Here is a 20,932-nt window from a genome sequence, read left to right on the forward strand (position 1 = left end):
ACACAGCCTTCCTGTTACCTGTTCAGCCGCTTAGCAATCTACAGGACATCCTTGACTTTGCCCATCAGAGTGCGAAGGAACTTTCCCCAGTCATCTCTCAATTCCGTGAAACGGGTGGGGTCGGCATCCATCGACTCAGCTTTGGCGTAGGCAATGATCAAGAGTGTTAGCGCTTCCATAGTGCGGCGTGCCGTTTGCGCAGCTTCATCCCCGCTGACACTACTTGGGGGTGCGTCAGCGATAGCTCGAATAGGTTTCCATAGCTCCTGATAAAAGGGATGGCGTAGATTTAGCCGAACGATAGTTTGGTAGCTGAGGTGTTGGATGTCTATGAAGTTCATGCCGGGGAAATCCACGGTCTCTACAACAAATGGAAGATCAGAGATACGTTCCAGGTATTTGTCTTTATCGCCAGAGTTTGCATGCCCCATGTCCTTAGCAAGCTTGTCCAACTGTTCCTTGTCTGTATCGGGACTGGGTCGAGGCCCTTTATGCTTTGGAAGCGTCAGATCTGCCTTTTTGACGGCTTCCAATATTTCCGAATGCTCTCCATCTGCTTCCCTGGATTGCCGGGATGCTTCGCCCCACAGGTTTTGTATCTCTTTCCGCGCCTGGGGAATCCATTTCTTGAGTTGGCGCCGAATCAGGGTTCGAAGTTCGCCGTGAGGTTCGACTCCCCGCTTTACGTTGCGAACACCCATGTACTCGTCCAGTTCAGGGGTAAACTGGATTTCTATGCCAATGAATCTATCAGCATTTTCAACACCTGAAGGAAGAATTCTCGGAACATTCGTGTAATTTATTTCCCGTTCTAGTCGGACAAAAGAGAGAGAGCCCTCGTTTTCGGGAACGCGTAGCTGCCTTGCCAGTTCGTCTCCACCCATTCCTCTACTACGAACAACTTGAGGTGGATGCACCGTAACACGTAGAAGAAATTGGTTTCCGCCGAAATTGAGACTCTCGTCCGTAACTACTTTGCTTGGCTCATAGTGATTCTCTACCTCGAATTTAGGTTCCACATTCTTACGTTGGTAGTACTTGGATAGAGCCTTATCTCCCCAAGTGCCTTCCATCAAGAACAAGGGGTCGTGAGGCAAAAGCCGAGTCTCGTTTACGTAGATGTCGATTCCACCGTCTAGAAAATATCTGAAAATTCGCGACAGCTCCTTTTCCACCTCGACTCTAAGTGAATCTGCATCTTGTGCATGCCTGCCTTCTTCAAGGCGATCAACCTTGGACCAGACAACCAATGTTCCAGCACCTTCAGGAAGGAGATCGTTGAGATCTGGCGGGATGGGTGTTTCGATGGGAGGTGCTATGCCAGTGTCTTCGCCCTCGGTGGCAGCAGCTTCAGCTTCTTCAAGGTCGAAATAGACATGCTTCCATGGAATGTCGCTTGCCGTCCGACTCCATACGTCAAGTCGTTCGCTGTAATTGAGCGCAGCAAGCTTCGCACCCACTCCAAATTTTCCGATAGTCGTGGTCGACATATAACGGGTCGAGAATCCTATCTGGGGGTAATGGTGCAGGGTCTCCAAATCCATCCCAGTGCCGTCATCGCTAATCGAAATCCGGTGAATGTGCTGCTTGCCCTTTCGGTTCTTGCTTTGGTCAAGCCGGATTTTTACAGTGTTCGCCTGAGCTTCGAGTGAGTTGTCCACAACTTCCGCAATGGCTGCACTAAGGCTGTAGCCTGAGTCGCGCAAAGACCGCAGGGCTTGTCCGGTGAGAATTACGGGTATTCGATCTGTCATGTTGGGAACCTTTCAAGTGTTGTGTTTGCCGAGTGTTCAAAGAGGGTTGTTATTCCGTCGCGTTGGAGCGCTGTTCAGTTGGAAGTCCGTATTCAAGAGTGAATGATCAAGACTCGAAGTGGCGTGCCTCGCTGAAGTTGCGACGGCTCACCAGGGACATCGGTAGTTGAGATCCCATGTTCATGCTGCCATCGATTCAGACCTCAATATGGGCTCCGCCAGGTTGCGGATCTTTTGTCGTGTTCGGTTAACGGTTCGGTTGGAGATCCCTAGCCGTTCTGCTGTCTCTGATACTGATTTCTCGAGCAACATGTCATCGAGGACATCGCTTGCCAGCTGATCGAGAGTTGTGGCCACCTTCGTTCGGATACATTCTTCGAGGTCGCGTGCAACTGCCTCGTCCTCGGGAGTTGTCTGAACCACGATTGCCGTGCCAGCAACCTGCCCACCAGGTCCTGAAGTGTAGGTGCCGGGTCGTTCTAGTCGTTCTGCAGCGACTAGATGGAGGCCTGTCTGAAGGTGTCCATTGAAGGCTTGGTGCCTTGGTGCGCAGTGGGCTGCTATAGCTCTGAGAAGGCGAGCATGGGACTTTGCCCATCGATTGGTAGCGAACTCGGCGTTGCGGAGAACGTCAAATTCAAGGAACGTGGGACTGGTTCTCTTGCGTTTAGAGCTAGTGGCGTAGTCTATCGCTTGCTCTAGCTTGACGGATTCTCGACTCCCAGGAGCCCGTTCGAGTGGCCCATCCTTAGAGCTCTCGACTATCTGATCCTGGAGAGCCTGGATGACATCGATACGGATGTTGTCTAGGGATGGCTGGTTCTGCTGCATATCGTCTCCTTTGGCTCGTTCGCCCCATTCGGTGGCAAACCAGCAATCTGACAAGGGAATCTAACTTTGTGGAGGTGATGTCGAACGAAGTCGCCATCACCCCGCACAGTATACGGCACACCAAATCATGTTGGTGCGCCACATCCATCGCTCGGAGATAGAGCGGGAGACTCTCTAGCGGGTCCTGAGACTTCCAGAGCGGTTGTGCAGAATTCGGAGTTCGATGGGCTCAGGGGGAAATCGCCGGCGACTATGGTTTGATGGCGAGGCTGATCAGACCGTTCAGCGTCTTGGTGTCTTCTGTCCCGACTAGATAGGTGATGCCGCGGTGGAGGTGGAGCCGGAATTGCTTGGCTAGGGCGTCAGGGGTCTGGGGGATGCCGTCGACCTCGCACCGGGCCTGGATGATGGCGGTATAGATGTCGGCGGCTTGCCCGCCGAAGGTCGACCAGGACATTTCAACGTTAGACAGCGTGCCGACCTCTTGGTCGGCAGGTATGGAGGGCTCGGCCAAGGATGCACACAGCGCCCAGCGGCAAAGCACGTTCCAGTTCTTGATCCCGGTTCGCCGTTTCAGAGTCATGAGCTGGGTCTTGGCTCGTTCGTCAACTCGGACCGCGTCAACGATTGAATGTCTACTCATCGAAATAGCCCATCATTACGGAGGTGCAGGCCTCGGCCTCATCGAAGTCCAGGCATTGCTCGACACCGATGTGCGGTCGAAGGAGTTGGAGGTGGTCGCCGACGATCTCCTCGTCGGTGGAAAGCAAGACCACTTGTCGCGAGGCATTGGGAAAGTAACGTCGAATCAGGTTCTTTCGGTGCGACCGGTCCAGCCTGCCCACTGGAGTGTCGATAACTGTCGGCAGCGCCATGCCAGTACTTCGTGACAATCCCCACAGAACAGCGGTTGCCATCATTTGACGCTCTCCGGCGCTCAGTCTTTGGGAATCAACTGGTTCCTGCTGAGGGTTGCGCAGGGTGACTGTCAGGTCATCGGGGTTGATGTCCACCCGAGACACGAGTTTCTGCTTGCGGAGAAGCGCTGCCAGCGCGGAATTGATTTCGTTGGTGATCCTGCCCAGGTGCTTTTGGATCATGTGCTTGGCGAACTCTGCAAGCACTTCGTTGGCCGCCGCGACCTCGCGGGCGACTCGCGCTGCATTCTTGTCGTTGACGCCTGCATCAAGCATCTCGTGCGCAACGGCGTCGAATTCCCGCTGAGCTTGCTCGGCGCGCCGCTCGGCATCATCGAAATCGACTTGCGCTCTTTGTACTGACTTTTCGGCAGCACGTAGGTCGGCTTCGGCGGTGGCCACCTGCCGGACGCTTGGGGCAACGCTGACGGTGTCAGGTACTGCCGCCAGGACGCCTTCTAAGTGTTCGACTTCAGAATTAAGGTTTTCGAGCTGCTTCGTTAGACGCTTCGCGCTCATTTGCAACTCCCCCGAGCGAAGATTCAGCAGGCTGCGTGCTGCGTCAGCGCACTCAAGCGACGGCGAAAAGGTGGGTTTGGTAGGTTGCTCTATCGACTCCAAATCGGTTCGAAGCACATCGCGCGCCAATTCCGCTTCCTGTTGGCCGAATCCGAGGGCAGCGGCAAGCAGCCCTGTGACCCGGTCGTCCCGCAGAGCCATTGCTGAGCGCATCTGTCGAGCCAAGTGAGACGCTTCGCGCTGCTCCCCAGCAGAAGCAACCTGCTTGAGCAAATTCGGAACAAGGGTAAGGGGCAAGTCACCGGCTGCAAGCTGGACCAGCTCTCGTTCTACGGCGATGGCGCTTGCATTGGCCTCGGCAAGGCGGCGATGGAGGTCGTCGCGCTGGGCCAGCAGGTCGCCTCCTGCTATGGCGAGTTTGTCGGTTGCCCTTTGGAGTTGGGCCTGGAGATCCGATCTCGCGCCTTCCGCATCGGCCAGTGCTTGGCTGGCCATTCCCGACTCCTTTTGTGCTTGGGCAAGCTGTTCTTCGGCTCTGGCCAGCTTCTCTGAGAGCTGTGGTGCCAGTTGGGCATCCTGAGCCTTCGCAGTTCGCCGGCGAAAGTCATGCAAATCAGACCGGAGGCGGTCAACCATGTCTAGCCCTAGAAGCCCATAGAGGCTTGTGCGAAGAATCTCGGCCGATGAGGTCGGGTCAGCGAGAGATTCGATCTTCTCACCGTCAAAGATCGTGAGGTCAGACACCGCCATGGGCATTACCCCCTCGACGAACTCAGGCCACACAGCGACGAGGTCTGGCCTCGCCTGTTCATTTGTCCACACGCTGAGTCGATCGGTCGATTTTCCCCGAGTAGTGCGATTCCAGGTTCGCTCAACGACATAGCAAACATTCCTCCCCTCTTCGATGCGGTCAAATTCCAGAGAGATCGAAGCAGCGCTCTCTCCGTGATGCACCATGCTGTGTAGGTACTCGGGGTAGGAAGAACCGTTGAGGATTCGACGGGCTCGGCTGCCGTATAGGCATAGGGGGATTGAATCCAGCATCGATGTCTTGCCGGTGCCGTTTTTCCCCCCGATCAGCGTGACCGGGCTCTTTTTTGTCGTTGAGAAGCGGACTGTTTGTGGGCCTCGGTACACCCCGAAATTGTCGAGCGTCAGAGAGCGTAGGAGCATCAGGCTGACTCGGTGCCCATGTGACCTTGAGAAACTTCATGCCAGGAAGCGTCGAAGTCGATTGGAGTGCCGGCCACGACTGATTCACGGCTTCGAGACAGGGCACGTACAAGGTCGATGGCTTCTTCGGGCGACTCGTACCCTGATCGGTCGAATGCAGTCTCGATGTCATTCCACAGCCCGCTTCGGCGAGCGGCCATTCGATGGCAGTGCTCAACAGAGATCAATTCGCGGATGAGTTCGTACTGGAGGTCCGACCGGCAGAGTTCCTGAAGCTCGCCCAGATCTTCTGCCTGGAAGGGGAACTGATCGTCAAACCGGGTCTGGCCGGGGAATGGCTGGCCAGTGGCCTCTTCGTAGATGGAGGGCAGCAGATCTTCATGCTCGTGCTTGTCGGCCACCCATATCCTGCGGATCTCGTGCAACTCATCCATTGTGATCAGTTCGATATCTCTCACGTCTTCCGGGCCATGGCTACGAACCCAGGTCTGGGCTTCCAGAACCTGCTGGAGCCAGTGAGCTCGGCCTTCCTGTGTGTACGGCCCCGGGACATGCTGGTCGTTGTAGAGCGACACTCGCCCGTTCAATCGGCGGAAGTCGCGGTATTTCCGGCTTTCGGTCGCGTCAGCGATCTGGTCACGGACATCCAGCAACGGCTGCATCCACTCCTTCTCAGAGTCGTTATGGATCATCGCAGTCATCGACTTGTCCTTGTCCACCACAGTGCAGGTCCAACAGCCGAACCGGGAATTGCCGCATGACGGGGTAGAGGTGTCCACGACGACCGGGCACTCGGCATCAGGCGATGCTGTGCGGTACATCGTGAGCAGCTGTTTGTTGTCGAAAGTCCACGGGTTAGGGGTCTGCATCAGGTAAAGCCAGACATCATCGTTGGTCCAATCGACAATGGGCTTGTATACGAGAGCAGAGGCAAGATCGCTGTGAGGGCTGAGGTGGTCTCTCACGGCCTTCCGATCCAACCGGTCGATCCGCGCTGCCCGAGCGGCCGACTCGGCGCGCCTTGCTCCGAGGACAATGATCGCCTCGCCGTTTTCCTTGACCACGGAGCGGATGAAACGAGTGGTGGGGTTGATCTTCATCCGCTCAGTACACCAGCGGAACCGCCTATTCGGAGCGGGGTAGCCGCGGCCAATCAGATTCACCCAGAACCTCTCGCTCACCTCCGGCGAGAGCATATGGGTAGAAATTGGAAGGCCTTGGTCGGCTGCTGCCTGTTCCATCGCCTGGTGAGACCGGTGCACCCACGCAGCCACCGCAGGATTCTCTACCAGCGTGTCGTTAGTAATGACATACACGTGCTTTTGGCGTTCCTCAGGAGGCAGTGAACCCAGTGCCGTCCAAACCAGTTGGAGGGTGGCCGTGGAGTCCTTTCCGCCCGAGTAGCCAACGACCCAAGGAATCCCATCGGCGCGGTACAGATCCTGTACTTGGACCATGAGACTCTCGGTCTCGGTGAACAGTCCATGCTCGGTGAAAGCCGAACCGTTGGATGGTTCCGATCCAATCTCCACTTTGACTGTTGAGTCGGCCATACATCCCTTCGTCTTGCTTAATTCTTGCTTGACGCGGGGAACGGTCAGTCGACGAGTCACCCGTTCAACGGATTGTAGACTTGCCGCCAACGAAAGGGGCTGACCCAAGGGGAGAAAATGCCCGCCTACCTGGATTTCTGCTCGACAACTCCAGTCGATAGCCGCGTTTCGGCTGTGGTCCAGCACTACATGGAGACCGAGTTCGGCAACGCAGGCTCCAGGACCCATGAGTATGGGATAAAGGCTAGTCGGGCTGTTGAGGAAGCCCGGTCACACGTAGCTGAAGGGTGCGGCGCCAAGTCAGACGAGGTCTTGTTCACCTCGGGCGCAACAGAGGCCAACAATCTCGCATTACTGGGCCTGGGGGAACATGCAGGGGGGACTGGAAGTCGCCATGCGCTTGCGTTGGCCATCGAGCACAAAGCTGTGCTTGAACCACTCGGAGCTCTTGCAATGACGAAAGAAGTAGAGCTCGAGCTGGTCCCCGTGGGCGAGTGCGGTTGGGTCGACCCCGACGAGATAGCCGACCGGTTACGTCCCGACACGTTCGTAGTCAGCACAATGCATGCCAACAACGAAACAGGGGTTGTCCAGCCCCTCAAAGACATTGCCGAGGTCCTCCGGGGCCATCCCGCCTACTGGCATGTTGATGCCGCACAGACCTTCTGCAAGATCGAAGGATTGGCCGATAAACGCATAGATCTGATCTCGGTATCCGGCCACAAGCTGTATGGTCCCATGGGCGTTGGAGCGCTCGTTGCTCGCCGGCGTGGATACGAACGTCCTCCGCTCACGCCACTGATGTTTGGAGGAGGGCAGGAGCGGGGCCTGCGACCGGGTACTGTGCCAGTTCCTCTTGTAGCCGGACTCGGCGAAGCCTGCCGCCTCGCGCTGGCGGAGCAGGATAAGAGGTCATCAGCTTGTGCTGCTGAGCGTTCAAGGGCGACTGCGGCGCTAGAGCCCCTAGAGCCCATCTACAACGGGGATCAAGACCAAGTGCTTCCACACGTCTTGAATCTCTCCATCCCAGGGCTCGATGCGGAAGCAGCAATGATGATCCTCAGAGACCTTGTAGCTATCTCCAACGGTTCGGCATGCACCTCAAGCTCCTACGAGCCCTCGCACGTCCTCTCCGCGATGGGCCTTGCTTCGGAGCGTGCCTCAGGCGCCCTTCGAGTTTCGTGGTCCCACGACACCGTGCTGGTCGACTGGATGGATGTGGCAGAGCGCCTCGCAAACGCGTTGCGGTGAACACACAAGCCGAAAATCGGCATCGCACGGCAATGGTCCGAGGGGTTTTGTCGCGCCCAGTGCGGCTCGCCGCTGATCTTGGACTGGTGACGACCGGCGGCACGTTCTTCGACTACGGCTGTGGACGCGGCGATGACGTAGCCGGACTCGTCCGCGCCGGGGTCATGGCGAACGGCTGGGACCCCCACTTCAGTCCCGATGTCAACAAGACAAGCGCCGAAGTCGTCAACCTTGGGTATGTGATCAATGTCATCCCTGACCCTTCGGAGAGGAGAGACGCAGTCCTCGATGCCTGGGAACTCACCGAAAGGGCGCTGGTCGTATCAGCGAGGCTCAATAGTGAACTACGCACTATCTCGAGAGGTCAGCCACACGGTGATGGATTCATCACCGGACACGGGACATTTCAGAAGTTCTACAGCCAAGGAGAGCTGCGGTCGTGGCTCGACACGATTCTCGAATCGGAGACTGTCGCCATCGCCCCCGGGATCTTCGTGGCTTTCAAGGCCGAAGCGGACGCCAATGAATTCCTGATGCGGACGCGACGCCGCAGGCGCCACGCCGCCAAGGTATCAAGAAGCGATCGCATCTACGACGAACACAGGGAGTCGATCGACGCCTTAATGGAGTTCTTCAGCGAGCGTGGACGCTTGCCAGCCCAGACCGAACGACTCGACTTGCATGAAAGGCTGAAGGAAGCTGCCGGGTCGCTGCGCCGAGCCTGGCGGGTCGCAGTCACAGTGACGCCAGAGACTGACTGGGACACCGTCTCGGCTGAGCGGCGACTCGACCTTCTTGTCGACCTGGCACTCCTCAAGCTCAACCGACGCCCGACCTTCACCGCGCTGCCAGAAACCACCCGTTACGACGTTCGAGGGCTCATTGGGTCATACAAGCAAGCAACCGCCGAAGCCGACCAACTCCTCTTCAGCGCTGGTGACTCGCAGATCGTCGCCAGCGCTGCTGACAATTCTCCAGTAGGGAAGCGCCTACCCACTTCCCTATACGTGCATGAATCAGCAATTCCCGACCTCCCCCATGTGCTCCGGGTCTATGAGGGTTGCGCAAGATGGCTAGTCGGGGAAGTCGACGGGGCCAACATCATCAAGCTGGCCACTGACAGACCAAAGGTGTCCTACCTGGAATACCCCGCATTCGACAAGGATCCACATCCAACCCTGCATCGGACAACCTTCGTCCGGATTGGTGCACTGGACATTGACGAGCGGGACTACTCAGCCTCGGAGAACCCGCCTGTCCTACACCGCAAGGAACTGTTCGTCGGGGACGACTACATGTGGCGTGAGAAATTCGACCGACTTACCAAACAAGAAGAACGTTTCGGGCTATTGGACGATGTCAAGCAAATCGGCAACCTGCTTGGTTGGCAACAGCGCCTCGATGAGCGTGGCGTGACGCTGCGGGGGCATCGTGTGGTTCGAATCAAGAGTGGTTACTCAGGTCTACAAGGTCGCTGAGCGCCTGAACAGAGTCGTCGCGGTCCGTGCCACGGACTATGGCCTCAACCGCTGCGCGTGCTGATCTAGTCTCCGCAAGCGACATGATGTAGTCCAAGCCGCCACAGGCAAATTCCATAAAGATGTCAAGCCGGTCTTGCAGTTTGCCGGTCTCAAGGATTTCGTCGGATCCTGTATGGGCGACCGCGACCATGTCGCAAAGAACCCTGTCCTTCCTGTCGGGAATGTTCATTACTACCTCGCCACCATCGGTCTTGTCCGAGCTCCCCGTTGAGATGGGTCCCGTCAGCCCGCGGGCGTAGCCGACTGAAGCGCTGAAGCACAGCAAATCAAACGCTGCCGGGAACACCGCTTGGGTGGACTTGCCTGTCCTTGATACCAGCGGCATCAGTGAGCTGAAGCGCGAAGGTATGAAGACGGCAGGGCGAGCTGGGTCTGCGTCTTGGGGCATGTTCAGTCCTCGATTCGTTTGAGAGATGATCTGACGACTTCGCTGTTCAAGGAGGCATAAGTGTGGCTGTTGCCCCTCCACTCGAAGGTGCGGACAGCGTCGTCGGCCAGGTGGCCTTCGAAATGCACCAAGTATTCTGCGCCGATTTTGTCAACCGCTTCCCCAAGTACGTCTACTTCCGATTTAGCGGCTTCTGAGAATGCCAATACTTGGCTGAATCTCTGGGTCATAAGCTCCATCACTCGCTGCTGGTACTCGCTGCCCAGGTTTGTGAATGGTGCGTCGACGACTAGGGGGATGTTCTCAACTTCGTCAAATGTAGGGATCGTGGTAAGGAGTTTGTCGAGAGTCTGATACTGGGGAAGCAATTTGGCAGCCGCTGCCGCAAAAGCATACGTCAGAAGTGCGGTTTCTGATCCCGACAAGTCGCCTATGGGTTTCTCAAGAGTCTCCTCGCCTGTCTGGTCAAAGACCCTGACTATGTAGCCCGAGTCGATTTCAATCTGAATGTTCTCTTTGTAGAGCACGTAATTCTGGTTGATCAGAGTCTCCAGTTGCCCGCGAGCCACGTCGGCCTGCTTCTCCTTTATGTCGTCCAGAAGCCCCGACATCTCATCAGCTATGAGAGCAGCTTCGTGAACATCTTGGTGATCTTTGGGAGCGGCGTCCCGTTTCTCCTCCTCTTTCCTTGCAATGTCTTCCTCGATTCTCCCTATACCACCCTTCTTTGTAGCGATCTCAGTTTCAAGACGGCTTTTTTCACTCAATGCGGCTGATCGCTGGTTGACCAGGCTGTTTCTGTCTACATCTTTGAATCGATCGGCACCGGCTTCTTCGAGTCGTGATTCAGCTGCAGCCCGAGCTTCAATCGCGTCTTGGCGCGAGGCGATCGCTTCGTCAAGTCCTACCCTGGCCATATCGACAGCATTCGTCGCGTCGCTGCTAGTTCGGAGACTTGTGGCATGACTCGTCAGAGTAATCATGCGATTGACGACGGAATCGTCTGTTGGTGACAACGGCTCAAGAGTCTCGAGCATGTGGTCTGTCAACGGTCGCCCGCAAATGCACTGCATACTGTCGCGGAGTTGCTCTACTAGGGTGATTGAAATGTCGCTGGGATAGCGACGCTTGTCGAAGACTGCCCGTACGGCGTCAAAAACAGGCGTAGCTACGTGCAAATATGCGCCGCCCAAAGCATCTGCTAATGCCTGGTCGGCGTGGTTGACTGCGGATTCGGCGCTCTGTTCGTTCTTGAGGGCAGACTCAGCGTCCGCAAGAACCTCTCTGAGTTCCTCAAATTCTTGCAATTGGGCGTTGACTCCGTGGTAGTTGGCAACTGCCGCTTCAAGTTCAGAAGTCAATCCTGGAAGCAGATCGTTTTTCTCTTTCAGTTCATTTCTTAGTTTGTTGATTTCCTCTTGGAGTTTCTGAGTCTCTTTGTCCGCGGTCGCATGTGCGTCAGACTTGGTGTGCAGGTTCTTGCTGGCCTGGGTCACCAACTTGTCAAAGGGGCCAAACTTGTTGCCTCCAGAGATCTCCCGGAGAAACCCCTGAAGGCGGCCTCTGCTCCTCGTGTCATCCTTGAAAGGAAATGAGAGCGTTTCTCCAGGGTAAAAGAAGAATCTTGCGAGTTCTTGTGGAAGGAGTCTCTCGATGACATCTTTTGCTTGTTGTTTCTCAAAGGCTTCACAATGTGAATCGGGATGGTCAAAGGCAGCTATGATGTCATCGGCGGATGTGTAACCGCTGTAGGGCGAGATTCTGTCTACTGTCACGCCGTCTGAATTCTCGTAGCGGGTTCCGTTGAGATTGTAAGCCCGCTGTTTGCGCCGAATCCGATAGAGCAATGTACTGCCGCTCCTCGTCTGTGACGCATAGAGCGTGACGGTGGCCCTAACTGGGTTTGCTTTTGTAGCGTTGCCTTCTTGGACGGCGTAGTCATTGACGTAGTTTTGTTTACCCTTTCCCTCCTCAAGGTCCATCTTGTCGTATAAACACCAATAGATAGCGTTCAACAGAGATGTCTTACCACCACCGTTCTTGCCGAAGATCAAGGTTATCGGTTGGTCATCGGAAGTAGATATGTCCATGGAGGACAGTCCCCTGAAGGGGCGCCAATTGTCCACTTCAAGACGCAAGAACTTCACGAGAGTCCTCCTTCGTCCGTATCAGCGTCTACAATCGTCTCTGCCCGTAAAGTTGCTGCCACTACAAGAATATTGGCTTCCAATTCCCTAGCCTGTTTGAATTCTTCCTGGAGCAATTGAATTACGAGTCTTTGGACTTCAGGACGCCTGTGTGACATTACGGGCTCGTAGAATTCCGCGACAGATACTTCTTGGTCGGGCACTTTCATCCTTCTCCTAGTGTGTCCCATAGGTTGTAGCGGTCCAGCAGAGGGCGGAGCATGGCGACAGCTTGATTCTTGTTGTCGGCTGCTTCGGCCATCTCTTTGGCCCGTAGTATCTCCTGAGCCACCAGTTTGCGTTCCATATTGAAGTTCTCGGCGAACTCGGGGTAGGCGATGTAGTCGAAGACGCTTGCGACCTTGGTGGAACCATCTTGAGGCTGCCGAAGAATCCGCCCGCGGCGCTGGATGTACTGGCGAGGATTCTTGGTGGAAGCGAGGAAGTGAGCGGTTCGAGCGGTCGGGACGTCAATGCCTTGGTCGAGGCACTTCATCGCTACAAGTCCGTCGATGGCTCCTGACCCCAGATCTTTCAACAGGCGAGAGCGAACGTCCAAGGGAGTGTCGCCCATGAAGTCGTGGAAGTCTAGGCCGAGGCTGGTTGCGACCTCGTGGACCAAGGGCCCCTGGCGTTCTCCAGTGAGGGGGGATTCTCCTTCAGCGGTGTACACGAGTGAGTAGTTTCGCTGGCTTTCGGGTAGTGATTCCACTGCTTCGCGAAATGCGCCTACTTTGCCTTCAGCGTGCCAGAGAAGGCGGGCTCTTTGGAGCATGAACATTTTTGCCGAGTCATCGAAGCCCTGAATGCTCAACCCGCTGGATTGGCCGATTCGCTTACCGATCTCGTGGCTTAGCCTGGCGTACTCGTCCATCTCCTCACTGTCGAGTGGGACGAGCACCGGGGTATAGATGTAGTGACACAGCGCCCCGAGGCGGACTGCTTCTCCTATTCCGACATCCAGCAGCACTTCACCGAAGTAGTTCTTGAGGATGCTCGTACCGTCCGGGTCAAGGTGTCGCTCGATAGTGGCCGAGAGTCCGAGTCTGTAGTGGAATTGGTCGGTCAACAGCTGTTGATTGCCGGTTGAACCGAGGGCATGGCACTCGTCTGCGACCAAGAGTCGAGGGCTTGAGAAATCGCTAAGCATCGACTGGAATTTGGGGTTGGCAGCAGACTGGGCTGTCCAAACCGCGACTGACGTGCCCCCTCTAACTCGTTGGGTTCTCAAGGCATTCTCAAGTCGGGTGAGGGCACTGGGATGAGTTGAACAGACAGGGGCCATTGCCCATTTGCGGAGTTCACCCTCCCACATGTCCACCAGGCTGTTGTCTGGTACCACGACCAAGACGGATAATCCTGGAGGCTCTTCATAAACGCGCGCAAGGCGTTCAATCATGCCGAGCGCTGTGATGGTCTTGCCCGTCCCGGTCGCCATGGCGAGCAGCCCGCGTCCCTCTGCATTGAACCACGCCCGAATTGCAGTGCTCTGGTACGGGCGGAACTCGATTCCGTCGGGTACCTCGGGGAGGTTCAGCACAGAAGCATCATCCGTCCTTTGGGTGTGGTTTGCCATCTTTTGGGAACCCTTTGAAGTTCGGGTCCGAGGCCGGCGAGGCAAGTACGTCTTCACCAGCCCCTCCTCCAGCGCCTTGGGAAAGGGTTCGACCCTCAGCGAGCGCGATCCCGCGGGATCGAACAGATCATCGACGGCTGACTTGGCATCAGCAGCGTGAGGGGCCTCGGCCTCCACCCAAGAACGGTGCACGGGGAAGGACTCAATGTTTGATCCCAGTCCGGAAAAGGTCTCGTTGGGAGAGCCCTCGAAGGTGAGATAGTTACCTTCCTCGTCCTCGATCACCCCGATTTTCTCGTGGTAGAGGCATTCAGTGCCATCGGCGTAGCCAGAGATGAGCCAGAACTCCATGAGCCCATGTTCGATCATCCAGGTTATGGCTCTGAGCGCATCGTCAAATTCGGGCCGGTGGTGGGCGCATTCCTCTTCGATGGTGCGTCTCTGGTATCCGAGGTCCATATGGCGCAGGTCAACCTCAGGCAGGTTTGGGGAGGCGACTATTCTGATCGGAGCACTGTACTCATCGGCCCTATCCAAGAATGCCTCCAATGCCGGAGCAAGCCGGGCAAGGGCTCCAGCAGTGAAATAACCGACAGCCCGGTCGTACCTGATTGCCCGGCTTAGCGCGGGGACGAAGAAGTCTTGAATCAGATCGTCGGCATCGCTGCTGTACCTTCGTTTGAAACTGGAGTAATCGGTCAGCCTGGCCGGCGGGACTAGAGGTCTCAGCCTTACAGCGGTCACAGATCTTCCATCATTGCCGCAATGTCCGGTGCAATCGGCGGAGCCTCGGGGCGGGCGGCTTGTATGTCGTCCTCGCCGACGTAGACATTGACCCCCGTGGGAGTGGGACAAAGGAGCAGGCTGGCCCCAGGGCCTACTGCCTGCTCTTCCAGCCATGTGCGAAGGCACCCGACGTCCACCCTTCCGTTGAGGTTCGTGATCCTCCATATGACGCTGGCTTCATGCCTCGAAGACCCATTCACGCGGACAACCAAACTATCTGACGGCCGCACCCCGTTTGCCCAGGCAATATGCGGGTTGATACCGAATGAATAGCCTCGCATATGTTCTTCAGTAACGGTGTGCCGTTCCCCCCACCCCTCTGTAGTTTGAACAACATTTGCCATCGTTGAGGGTGGCATTGGGTCGAAGTTGAATGAATCTGCGAACCTGACCGAGTCGCCGACAACATTGAAGATTGAGAGTCCAAGGTTCATATTGATAGATGTGACGCTAACGCCGAAATCGTTAGTAAATTCGTCGATTATAGCTGACTTGCTGGCAACACCTCCTCCGCGTTCGATTCTCTGCGTGATCTCGGTAATGATGCCCTCATATTCCTCCATGCCCCAGTCTCGTAGGGCTAGCCGGAACGCCTTGTCTACACGCATCAGGTTTGAGCCCTTTCGATTCTTGAGGGAACTGATAGAGCCGTGACCAATAGCTTCGATTAGTTCCCCAGGAGTCATTGGTCGACAAATCAACTTGAGGACTCTTTCTGCCTTGTCTTGGATGGCGCCATCCCAGCGAACTAACCAGCCGTCTCCAATGTCTCGCCACTGGCCAGATTCAATGAGAATACTAAGCGCGATCTCGGGTCTCACAAATATGTCTAAGCTATCAGTCAGATCTTTGGCCTCAATGAGCCATTGTTCTCCGATCTCTTGATCAAGAGCTTGTTTGAGTTCTGACCGTGCCTGTTTACCTTGGAGAAGCACATCATCGTTATAAACATACCCGGCGACCCATCTAAGGATTTCAAACCTCCTCTTTCCAAGTCTGGTCTTCCATCGTCTGACGTTGTCATGGTCTGCCGGAATGAGAATTCCGAATTCGACTCTCAGTTGATCAATAGCCCATCGTATACACTGATATTCTTCAGCACCTAAAGCTTCATGAATATTGTTGGCATCTCTTGCGACAATTTGTCTAATGCGTTCACGAGTTAAGTTTCGACTGTCTCCTAGTTCCTCTAGAGTTGACTTATGCCTTGAACACTCCCTGGCGACAAATAGTTCAGGGTCGCTTGCTTCGGCAATCAGTTTATCAATCAGATCGCCGAGCACGGGAACATGGTGTCCTGATAGTTCTGAAATTGAAGTAGCTAGTACAATATCAATAGCCTTGGCAACTTCAGAAGGAACGTCAATGCTATTTCGATGCGCTTCGAGTAGACCACCTAAAGTGTCATCATCCGTAAAGGCTCTTGCCCATTCAAGTGCAATATAAGTTCTTGGATCAGGGAGAGATTTCTTGGAATCGGTTTCTTGTTGCGAGAAATCACTGTTTGTCAGAGAATGTTCAATAGTGGTTGGTTGATACCTTTTGAGTGCTTTGTTGATTCGGTCGACAGTATGAACTCCAACATACGGCATCTTGTATAAGGACTCATCAGTTAACGTACCTAGGTGCCCCCAGGTTGAATATTTGTTGCGCTTCAGGGCATTCTGGGCTCTAGTATCGAAGATGTCGTACTCAATCGGCTTATCGGCAATGTAAGCCATCCAAGTGTACTTGTCGTGAAATTGTGTTTCGGATTCATCTGTAATGGGAACTGACTCCAGTTGTTCGATCCCTGTGACTGCATGGCGATTGTTGTCGTAGGGGTCTAAAGCAGGAGAATTCTCGTCGGGCGACTGTTGCATCTGTCCTGTTGTCTCTCTTGTGTCTTGTTGGTGAGATCGCCTTACGGAGTGCTCATACGTACACAGTTGTATTCAATCTGTACGACCCGATGTCGCAAAAGCCCTTTACTTTGGCGGAAGAGGTTATGCAGAACACCTGACTGGGTGCAACTCTGCGTACCTTGGCCCTTCATGCATGGCCACTATTTGCTGAGGATTCTGGATCAGGAATTTTGAGGTGGGAAGTGCCGAGGGCCCTCCGCACCATAGGCATCACCCCAGGGCGATGTCGGCGGGGCGGATGGGGATGCGGGGGAGGGGTAGGCCGGTGGCGTCTCTGACGGCGGCGGCTACGGCGGCGGATGAGGAGATGGTGGGGGGTTCGCCGATGCCTTTGGCGCCGTAGGGGGCGCCGGGTTCGGGTTGTTCTACCCAGGCGGCGATGGTCACATCCGGCATGTCGAGGGTGGTGGGGATTACGTAGTCGGTGAAGGAGGCGTTTCTTACCAGGCCGTTGTCGAGCACTATTTCTTCCATTAGGGCTAGGCCTACTCCTTGGGCGGTGCCGCCTTCGATCTGGCCCACGGCCTGGGTGGGGTTGAGGATGCGGCCCACGTCTTGGGCGGTGGTGATGTCTCTCACTCGGACCAGGCCTAGATCGGGGTCTACGTCGGCGATCACCCGGTGGGCGGCGCAGGCGAAGGAGACGTGGGCGTTGCCCTGGCCGTTCTCGTCGAGCGTCTCGGTGGGGGCATGGTGGTACTCCACGTCGGCCTCGTAGCCAGCGCCGGCGGTCACCTGAGCCAGCAGTGCTTCTTGCTGGCCGTCCAGCGACACCACCAAGCCGTCGCGCAGCACTAGGCCGTCGGGGGCCACCTCCCACGCCTCGGCTACGTCGGCCAGGATCTGGTCGCGAACCGCCCGGCAGGCGGCTTGCACGGCGCCGCCTGACATCCAGGTTTGGCGGCTGGCCGAGGATGAGCCGGCCGAGCCGACGGTGGCTGTTTGGGCGGGGGCCAAGATCACCTCGTCCACGCCCAGCTCGGTGCGGGCGATCTGCTGGGCCAGGGTCACGAACCCCTGGCCCACCTCGGCGCAGGCGCAGGTGATGGTGGCCACCCCGTGAGCCACCCGGCAGGCGGCCGATGAGTAGTCGTCGTAGCCCTCGGAGAACATGAGGTTCTTGAACCCCACGGCGAAGCCCGTTCCCCGCACGGTGTCGGCGGCGTCGGTGGTGCGGCCCGAGCCTCCGGGCAGGTCGCGGCGGTCGTCGCTTCGGGGGATGTTTGGTTCGGGGGCCCCGGCGCACTGGCGGATCACCTCGGCAACCGGGAAGGTGCCGGTGATGACCTGGCCGGTGATGAGCCGGTCGCCGGAGTCAAGCGCGTTGATCAGCCGCAGCTCAATCGGGTCCATGTCGAGCGCGGCGGCCAGCTTGTCCATCTGCGACTCGTGGCCGAAGCAGGTCTGCACCGCGCCGAAGCCCCGCATGGCCCCGCACGGCGGGTTGTTGGTGCGGGCCGCCAGCCCCACGATGTGGGCGGAGGGCACCTTGTAGGGGCCGGCGGCGAAGCAGGAGGCGTTGGCGATGACCGCCGATGAGGTGGAGGCGTAGGCCCCGCCGTCGAGCACGATCCGGGCCTCCACCTTCACCAGCCGCCCGTCGCGATCGGCGTGGTGGCGGTACCACATTTTGGCCGGGTGGCGGTGTACATGGCCGAAGAACGACTCGTCTCGGCTGTAGACCATCTTCACCGGCTTGCCGGTGTGCAGGGCCAAAAGGCACAGGTGGATCTGCAACGACAGGTCCTCGCGGGCGCCGAACGCCCCGCCCACCCCAGCCAGGGTGAGGCGCACCTGCTCCTCGTCGATCCCCAGGCACGCGGCGATCTGCTCTCGGTCGACGTGCAGCCATTGGGTGGATATGAACAGCTCCACGCCGCCGTCGTCGTCGGGCAGGGCCAGGCCCGACTCGGGGCCCATGAAGGCCTGATCCTGCATGCCCACCTCGTAGGTGCCCTCCACCACCACCTCGCCGGTTGCGTCCTGGTCGCCGTGGCGGATGTTCAGTTCCCGAAAGACGTTGCCGTTGGGGTGGATGGGGGCCGCGGTGGGCGCGGCCTCGGGATCGGTCAGCGGCTCGGTGACTTCGTAGTCCACCACGATGGCCTCGGCGGCCCGGCGGGCGATGTCGGGGTGGTCGGCGGCCACCACCGCCACCGGCTCGCCCACATAGCGGACCTGCCCGTCGGCCAGCACCGGCTGGTCGGGGTGCTCGAGCCCGTAGGTGAGCCGACCGGGCACGTCGTCGGCCAACAGCACGGCGTGGACCCCGGCAGTGGCCAGCGCCGGGCCGATGTCGATGCTGCGGATATTGGCCGAGGCGTGGGGCGAGCGCAGGGTGTGGCCCCACAGAAAGTCGTCGGCCCACAGGTCGGAGGAGAAGGCGAACCGGCCCTGCACCTTGGGCACGCCGTCGGGGCGCCCCACGTCGGCGCCCACCCCCCGGGTGCCGGTGTCAACGATGGTGCCAGTATCGACAATAGTGTCGGTGGCGCCCTCGGCCATGGAGTCGGCTGCGCCGGTGGAACCGAACGGCTCAGCGGTCATGGCTGGCTCCGCTTGGTGGCCGCCACCGAATGGACGGCGGCCAGTATCCGCCCGTAGCCGGTGCAGCGGCACAGATTTCCCGACAGGGCTTCGCGCACATCGCCGTCGCTGGGATCGGGGTCGGCTTCCAACAGGTCGTGAACGGCCACGATCAGTCCCGGGGTGCAGAAGCCGCACTGCACCGCGCCCTCGTCCACGAACGCCTCTTGCACCACCGACAGGCCGTCGCGGCCGTCGCCCAGTCCCTCCACGGTGGTGATCTCCTGGCCCGCCGCGGCCGCCGCCAGCACCAAACACGAACATGTGAGCACCCCGTCCACCAGCACCGCGCACGAACTGCACTCGCCCTCGGTGCAGGCATTCTTGGTGCCGGTGAGCCCGAGGCGCTCCCGCAGCACGAACAGCAGGCTCTCGGTGAGATCGGCGTCGGCCACCTCGCAGTCGGCGCCGTTCACCCGCAGGGTGTAGGGATCAGGCATCGCCGGTGCCTCCTTCTGCGAACGCCCGCTTCAGGGCTCGGGTGGCCAGTACCGCCACCGCGTGGCGCCGGTAGGCGGCGGTGGAGCGATGGTCGTCGATGGGCGAGGAGGCTGCGGCCACCCGCGAACCGAACTCGTCGGCCACGGCGTCGTCAACATCGGCGCCGTTGTCCCAGTGGATGCGCTCGGCCACCCAGGCCTCGGCCTCTGTGGCCCGGGGGATGCCGGCGGCCACCGCGCCCAGGGCGCAGCGCACGGCCCGGGCATCGCGGTCCACCACCAGGGCGAGGCCGGCCATGGAGATCACCATGGCGTTGCGGGGGCCGATCTTCAAGAACTCCTGGCGGCCCCGGGGCCGGTCCATCTCGGCCCGCACGATCAGCTCGCCCGGTTGCAGCGACGTCCGCTTCACCCCCACCACGAACTGGTCCAAGCCCATACGGCGCTCCCCGTCGGGGCCGGCCAACACAATCTCAGCGTTGAGCGCGGCCAGCACCGGCAGGGTGTCTCCCGCCGGCGAGGCGGTGCCCAAGTTGCCCCCCAGGGTTCCGGCGTTGCGAATGGGCGGGGAGCCCACCGTGCGGGCGGCCTGGGCCAGGGCGGGGGCGGCATCAGCCAATGCCGTGGTCATCATCTCGGTGTAGGTGACCCCGCCGCCCACCACCACCCGGTTGTCGGCCACGCTCCACTGGCGCAATTCGGGCACCTGGGCCACGGCCACCACCTGGCTGGGACGGCGCAGGCCCCGGTTGATCTCCACCATGAGATCGGTGCCCCCGGCCAGCACGGTGGCGTCGGGGTGCTCGGCCAGCGCACCCAGGGCCTCGTTCAGGCTCCGGGCCACCACCACATCGCTCATCGCAGCGTCCCTGTCGATGCCCGTTCCTCCACGGACTCAAGGCGCAGCCTCAGCCCCAACGCGCTGGCAAGCTTCAGCAGCGTTGACAAAGTGGGGTTTCCATCTTCAGACAGTGCCTCATACAGGTTGCCGCGGTTCAGTCCGGTGTCGCGGGCGAGGGCGCTCATGTTCTGCGTCTGGGCGATGTGCTTCAAGACAGCACGAATGACTGCCCCGTCTCCCTGGTCCTCTTCCGCGGCCGCCCGGAGAAGTCCTCGGACATCTCCTTCGGGCTTCACGTAGGCCGCCGAGTCAAACCTTTGGTATTCCTCAGTCACTGCATTTCACCGCTTGGCGGTCCCGCAGCCTGCGCAGCCAGCGGTCGAATGTCGCGCTGCGCAGGATCGTGGGCATGAGTCCAGTGTACGATGTACCGGACAGCGTGTGAAAAGGGTGGGATTTATCGTCGCGCCCGGCGCTGCTCCGACTTGTCGTCTCTTGAAACCGGCGTCGGAATCTGAGGGTAGACGGGTCGTGGCTCGTCACGTCCTCTGGGCTTCTTGACTTGGCGCTGTCCGAAGATCATGCGCTTCTGTCCCATTGGGTCTTCTCCCGTGTTGTCAGAGCACATGGCGGATGGGGGTCCCCTCGCTGCCGCGCATGCGATACCGCCACAGGGTATCCGACTT

The 20,932-nt window shown here is 58.3% G+C and carries 15 protein-coding genes; 2 read left to right on the plus strand and 13 right to left on the minus strand.

The genetic code is table 11. The annotated features are described in order from the left end of the window. Positions 1 to 38: 38 nt before the first annotated feature. From OXG30_06305 to dndC, 5 genes are all read right to left on the minus strand, one after another. On the minus strand, positions 39 to 1,754 hold the full coding sequence (locus tag OXG30_06305) for an ATP-binding protein (GenBank protein ID MCY4134510.1): 1,716 nt from the start codon (positions 1,752 to 1,754) through the stop codon (positions 39 to 41). 180 nt (positions 1,755 to 1,934) lie between these two features. Further along, positions 1,935 to 2,585, minus strand: coding sequence for a hypothetical protein (locus OXG30_06310; protein MCY4134511.1), 651 nt, complete (start codon positions 2,583 to 2,585; stop codon positions 1,935 to 1,937). A gap of 250 nt (positions 2,586 to 2,835) precedes the next feature. After that, positions 2,836 to 3,228: a DNA sulfur modification protein DndE gene (gene dndE / locus OXG30_06315; protein MCY4134512.1), complete on the minus strand. Its 393-nt coding sequence runs from the start codon at positions 3,226 to 3,228 to the stop codon at positions 2,836 to 2,838. Beyond that, entirely contained in the window at positions 3,221 to 5,194 is a 1,974-nt protein-coding gene (gene dndD, locus OXG30_06320) for a DNA sulfur modification protein DndD (protein MCY4134513.1), read from the minus strand. Before dndD ends, dndE begins: the two co-directional genes overlap by 8 nt. Next, positions 5,194 to 6,747, minus strand: a complete 1,554-nt coding sequence (dndC, locus tag OXG30_06325; GenBank protein ID MCY4134514.1) for a DNA phosphorothioation system sulfurtransferase DndC — start codon at positions 6,745 to 6,747, stop codon at positions 5,194 to 5,196. The genes dndD and dndC overlap by 1 nt, the downstream gene beginning before the upstream one ends. Before the next feature lie 117 nt (positions 6,748 to 6,864). On the opposite strand from dndC, the gene OXG30_06330 reads away from it, so the two are divergent. Beyond that, positions 6,865 to 7,998, plus strand: coding sequence for an aminotransferase class V-fold PLP-dependent enzyme (locus OXG30_06330; GenBank protein MCY4134515.1), 1,134 nt, complete (start codon positions 6,865 to 6,867; stop codon positions 7,996 to 7,998). After that, positions 7,995 to 9,476, plus strand: coding sequence for a DNA phosphorothioation-associated putative methyltransferase (locus OXG30_06335; protein ID MCY4134516.1), 1,482 nt, complete (start codon positions 7,995 to 7,997; stop codon positions 9,474 to 9,476). Before OXG30_06330 ends, OXG30_06335 begins: the two co-directional genes overlap by 4 nt. Here the strand turns inward: OXG30_06335 and OXG30_06340 are convergent. The 8 genes from OXG30_06340 to OXG30_06375 form a co-directional block, all read right to left on the minus strand. Next, positions 9,442 to 9,864, minus strand: a complete 423-nt coding sequence (locus OXG30_06340) for a hypothetical protein (GenBank protein MCY4134517.1) — start codon at positions 9,862 to 9,864, stop codon at positions 9,442 to 9,444. The genes OXG30_06335 and OXG30_06340 overlap by 35 nt on opposite strands. 65 nt (positions 9,865 to 9,929) lie before the next feature. Then, the gene (locus OXG30_06345; GenBank protein MCY4134518.1) at positions 9,930 to 12,074 is read right to left on the minus strand and encodes an AAA family ATPase; all 2,145 of its coding nucleotides are present in this window, start codon (positions 12,072 to 12,074) and stop codon (positions 9,930 to 9,932) included. Positions 12,075 to 12,279: 205 nt separating this feature from the next. Then, positions 12,280 to 14,148, minus strand: a complete 1,869-nt coding sequence (locus OXG30_06350) for a DEAD/DEAH box helicase family protein (protein ID MCY4134519.1) — start codon at positions 14,146 to 14,148, stop codon at positions 12,280 to 12,282. A gap of 281 nt (positions 14,149 to 14,429) precedes the next feature. Further along, positions 14,430 to 16,337 (minus strand): hypothetical protein, encoded by a 1,908-nt coding sequence (locus tag OXG30_06355; GenBank protein ID MCY4134520.1) that lies wholly within the window; start codon positions 16,335 to 16,337, stop codon positions 14,430 to 14,432. Positions 16,338 to 16,589: 252 nt separating this feature from the next. Continuing rightward, entirely contained in the window at positions 16,590 to 18,926 is a 2,337-nt protein-coding gene (gene pucD / locus OXG30_06360; GenBank protein MCY4134521.1) for a xanthine dehydrogenase subunit D, read from the minus strand. Further along, positions 18,923 to 19,405, minus strand: a complete 483-nt coding sequence (locus tag OXG30_06365; protein MCY4134522.1) for a (2Fe-2S)-binding protein — start codon at positions 19,403 to 19,405, stop codon at positions 18,923 to 18,925. Before OXG30_06365 ends, pucD begins: the two co-directional genes overlap by 4 nt. Then, positions 19,398 to 20,264: an FAD binding domain-containing protein gene (locus OXG30_06370; GenBank protein MCY4134523.1), complete on the minus strand. Its 867-nt coding sequence runs from the start codon at positions 20,262 to 20,264 to the stop codon at positions 19,398 to 19,400. Before OXG30_06370 ends, OXG30_06365 begins: the two co-directional genes overlap by 8 nt. Continuing rightward, positions 20,261 to 20,581, minus strand: coding sequence for a putative addiction module antidote protein (locus OXG30_06375; GenBank protein MCY4134524.1), 321 nt, complete (start codon positions 20,579 to 20,581; stop codon positions 20,261 to 20,263). The genes OXG30_06370 and OXG30_06375 overlap by 4 nt, the downstream gene beginning before the upstream one ends. Positions 20,582 to 20,932 lie beyond the last annotated feature (351 nt).

Source organism: bacterium, assembly GCA_026708015.1.
Lineage (GTDB): Bacteria > Actinomycetota > Acidimicrobiia > Acidimicrobiales > Bin134 > Poriferisocius.

Coding starts and splice junctions, on each gene's coding strand:
- OXG30_06305 (MCY4134510.1), bottom strand. CDS start 1,754: ATGACAGATCGAATACCCGTAATTCTCACCGGACAAGCCCTGCGGTCT.
- OXG30_06310 (MCY4134511.1), bottom strand. CDS start 2,585: ATGCAGCAGAACCAGCCATCCCTAGACAACATCCGTATCGATGTCATC.
- dndE (MCY4134512.1), bottom strand. CDS start 3,228: ATGAGTAGACATTCAATCGTTGACGCGGTCCGAGTTGACGAACGAGCC.
- dndD (MCY4134513.1), bottom strand. CDS start 5,194: ATGCTCCTACGCTCTCTGACGCTCGACAATTTCGGGGTGTACCGAGGC.
- dndC (MCY4134514.1), bottom strand. CDS start 6,747: ATGGCCGACTCAACAGTCAAAGTGGAGATTGGATCGGAACCATCCAAC.
- OXG30_06330 (MCY4134515.1), top strand. CDS start 6,865: ATGCCCGCCTACCTGGATTTCTGCTCGACAACTCCAGTCGATAGCCGC.
- OXG30_06340 (MCY4134517.1), bottom strand. CDS start 9,864: ATGCCGCTGGTATCAAGGACAGGCAAGTCCACCCAAGCGGTGTTCCCG.
- OXG30_06350 (MCY4134519.1), bottom strand. CDS start 14,148: ATGGACCTCGGATACCAGAGACGCACCATCGAAGAGGAATGCGCCCAC.
- OXG30_06355 (MCY4134520.1), bottom strand. CDS start 16,337: ATGCAACAGTCGCCCGACGAGAATTCTCCTGCTTTAGACCCCTACGAC.
- pucD (MCY4134521.1), bottom strand. CDS start 18,926: ATGACCGCTGAGCCGTTCGGTTCCACCGGCGCAGCCGACTCCATGGCC.
- OXG30_06365 (MCY4134522.1), bottom strand. CDS start 19,405: ATGCCTGATCCCTACACCCTGCGGGTGAACGGCGCCGACTGCGAGGTG.
- OXG30_06370 (MCY4134523.1), bottom strand. CDS start 20,264: ATGAGCGATGTGGTGGTGGCCCGGAGCCTGAACGAGGCCCTGGGTGCG.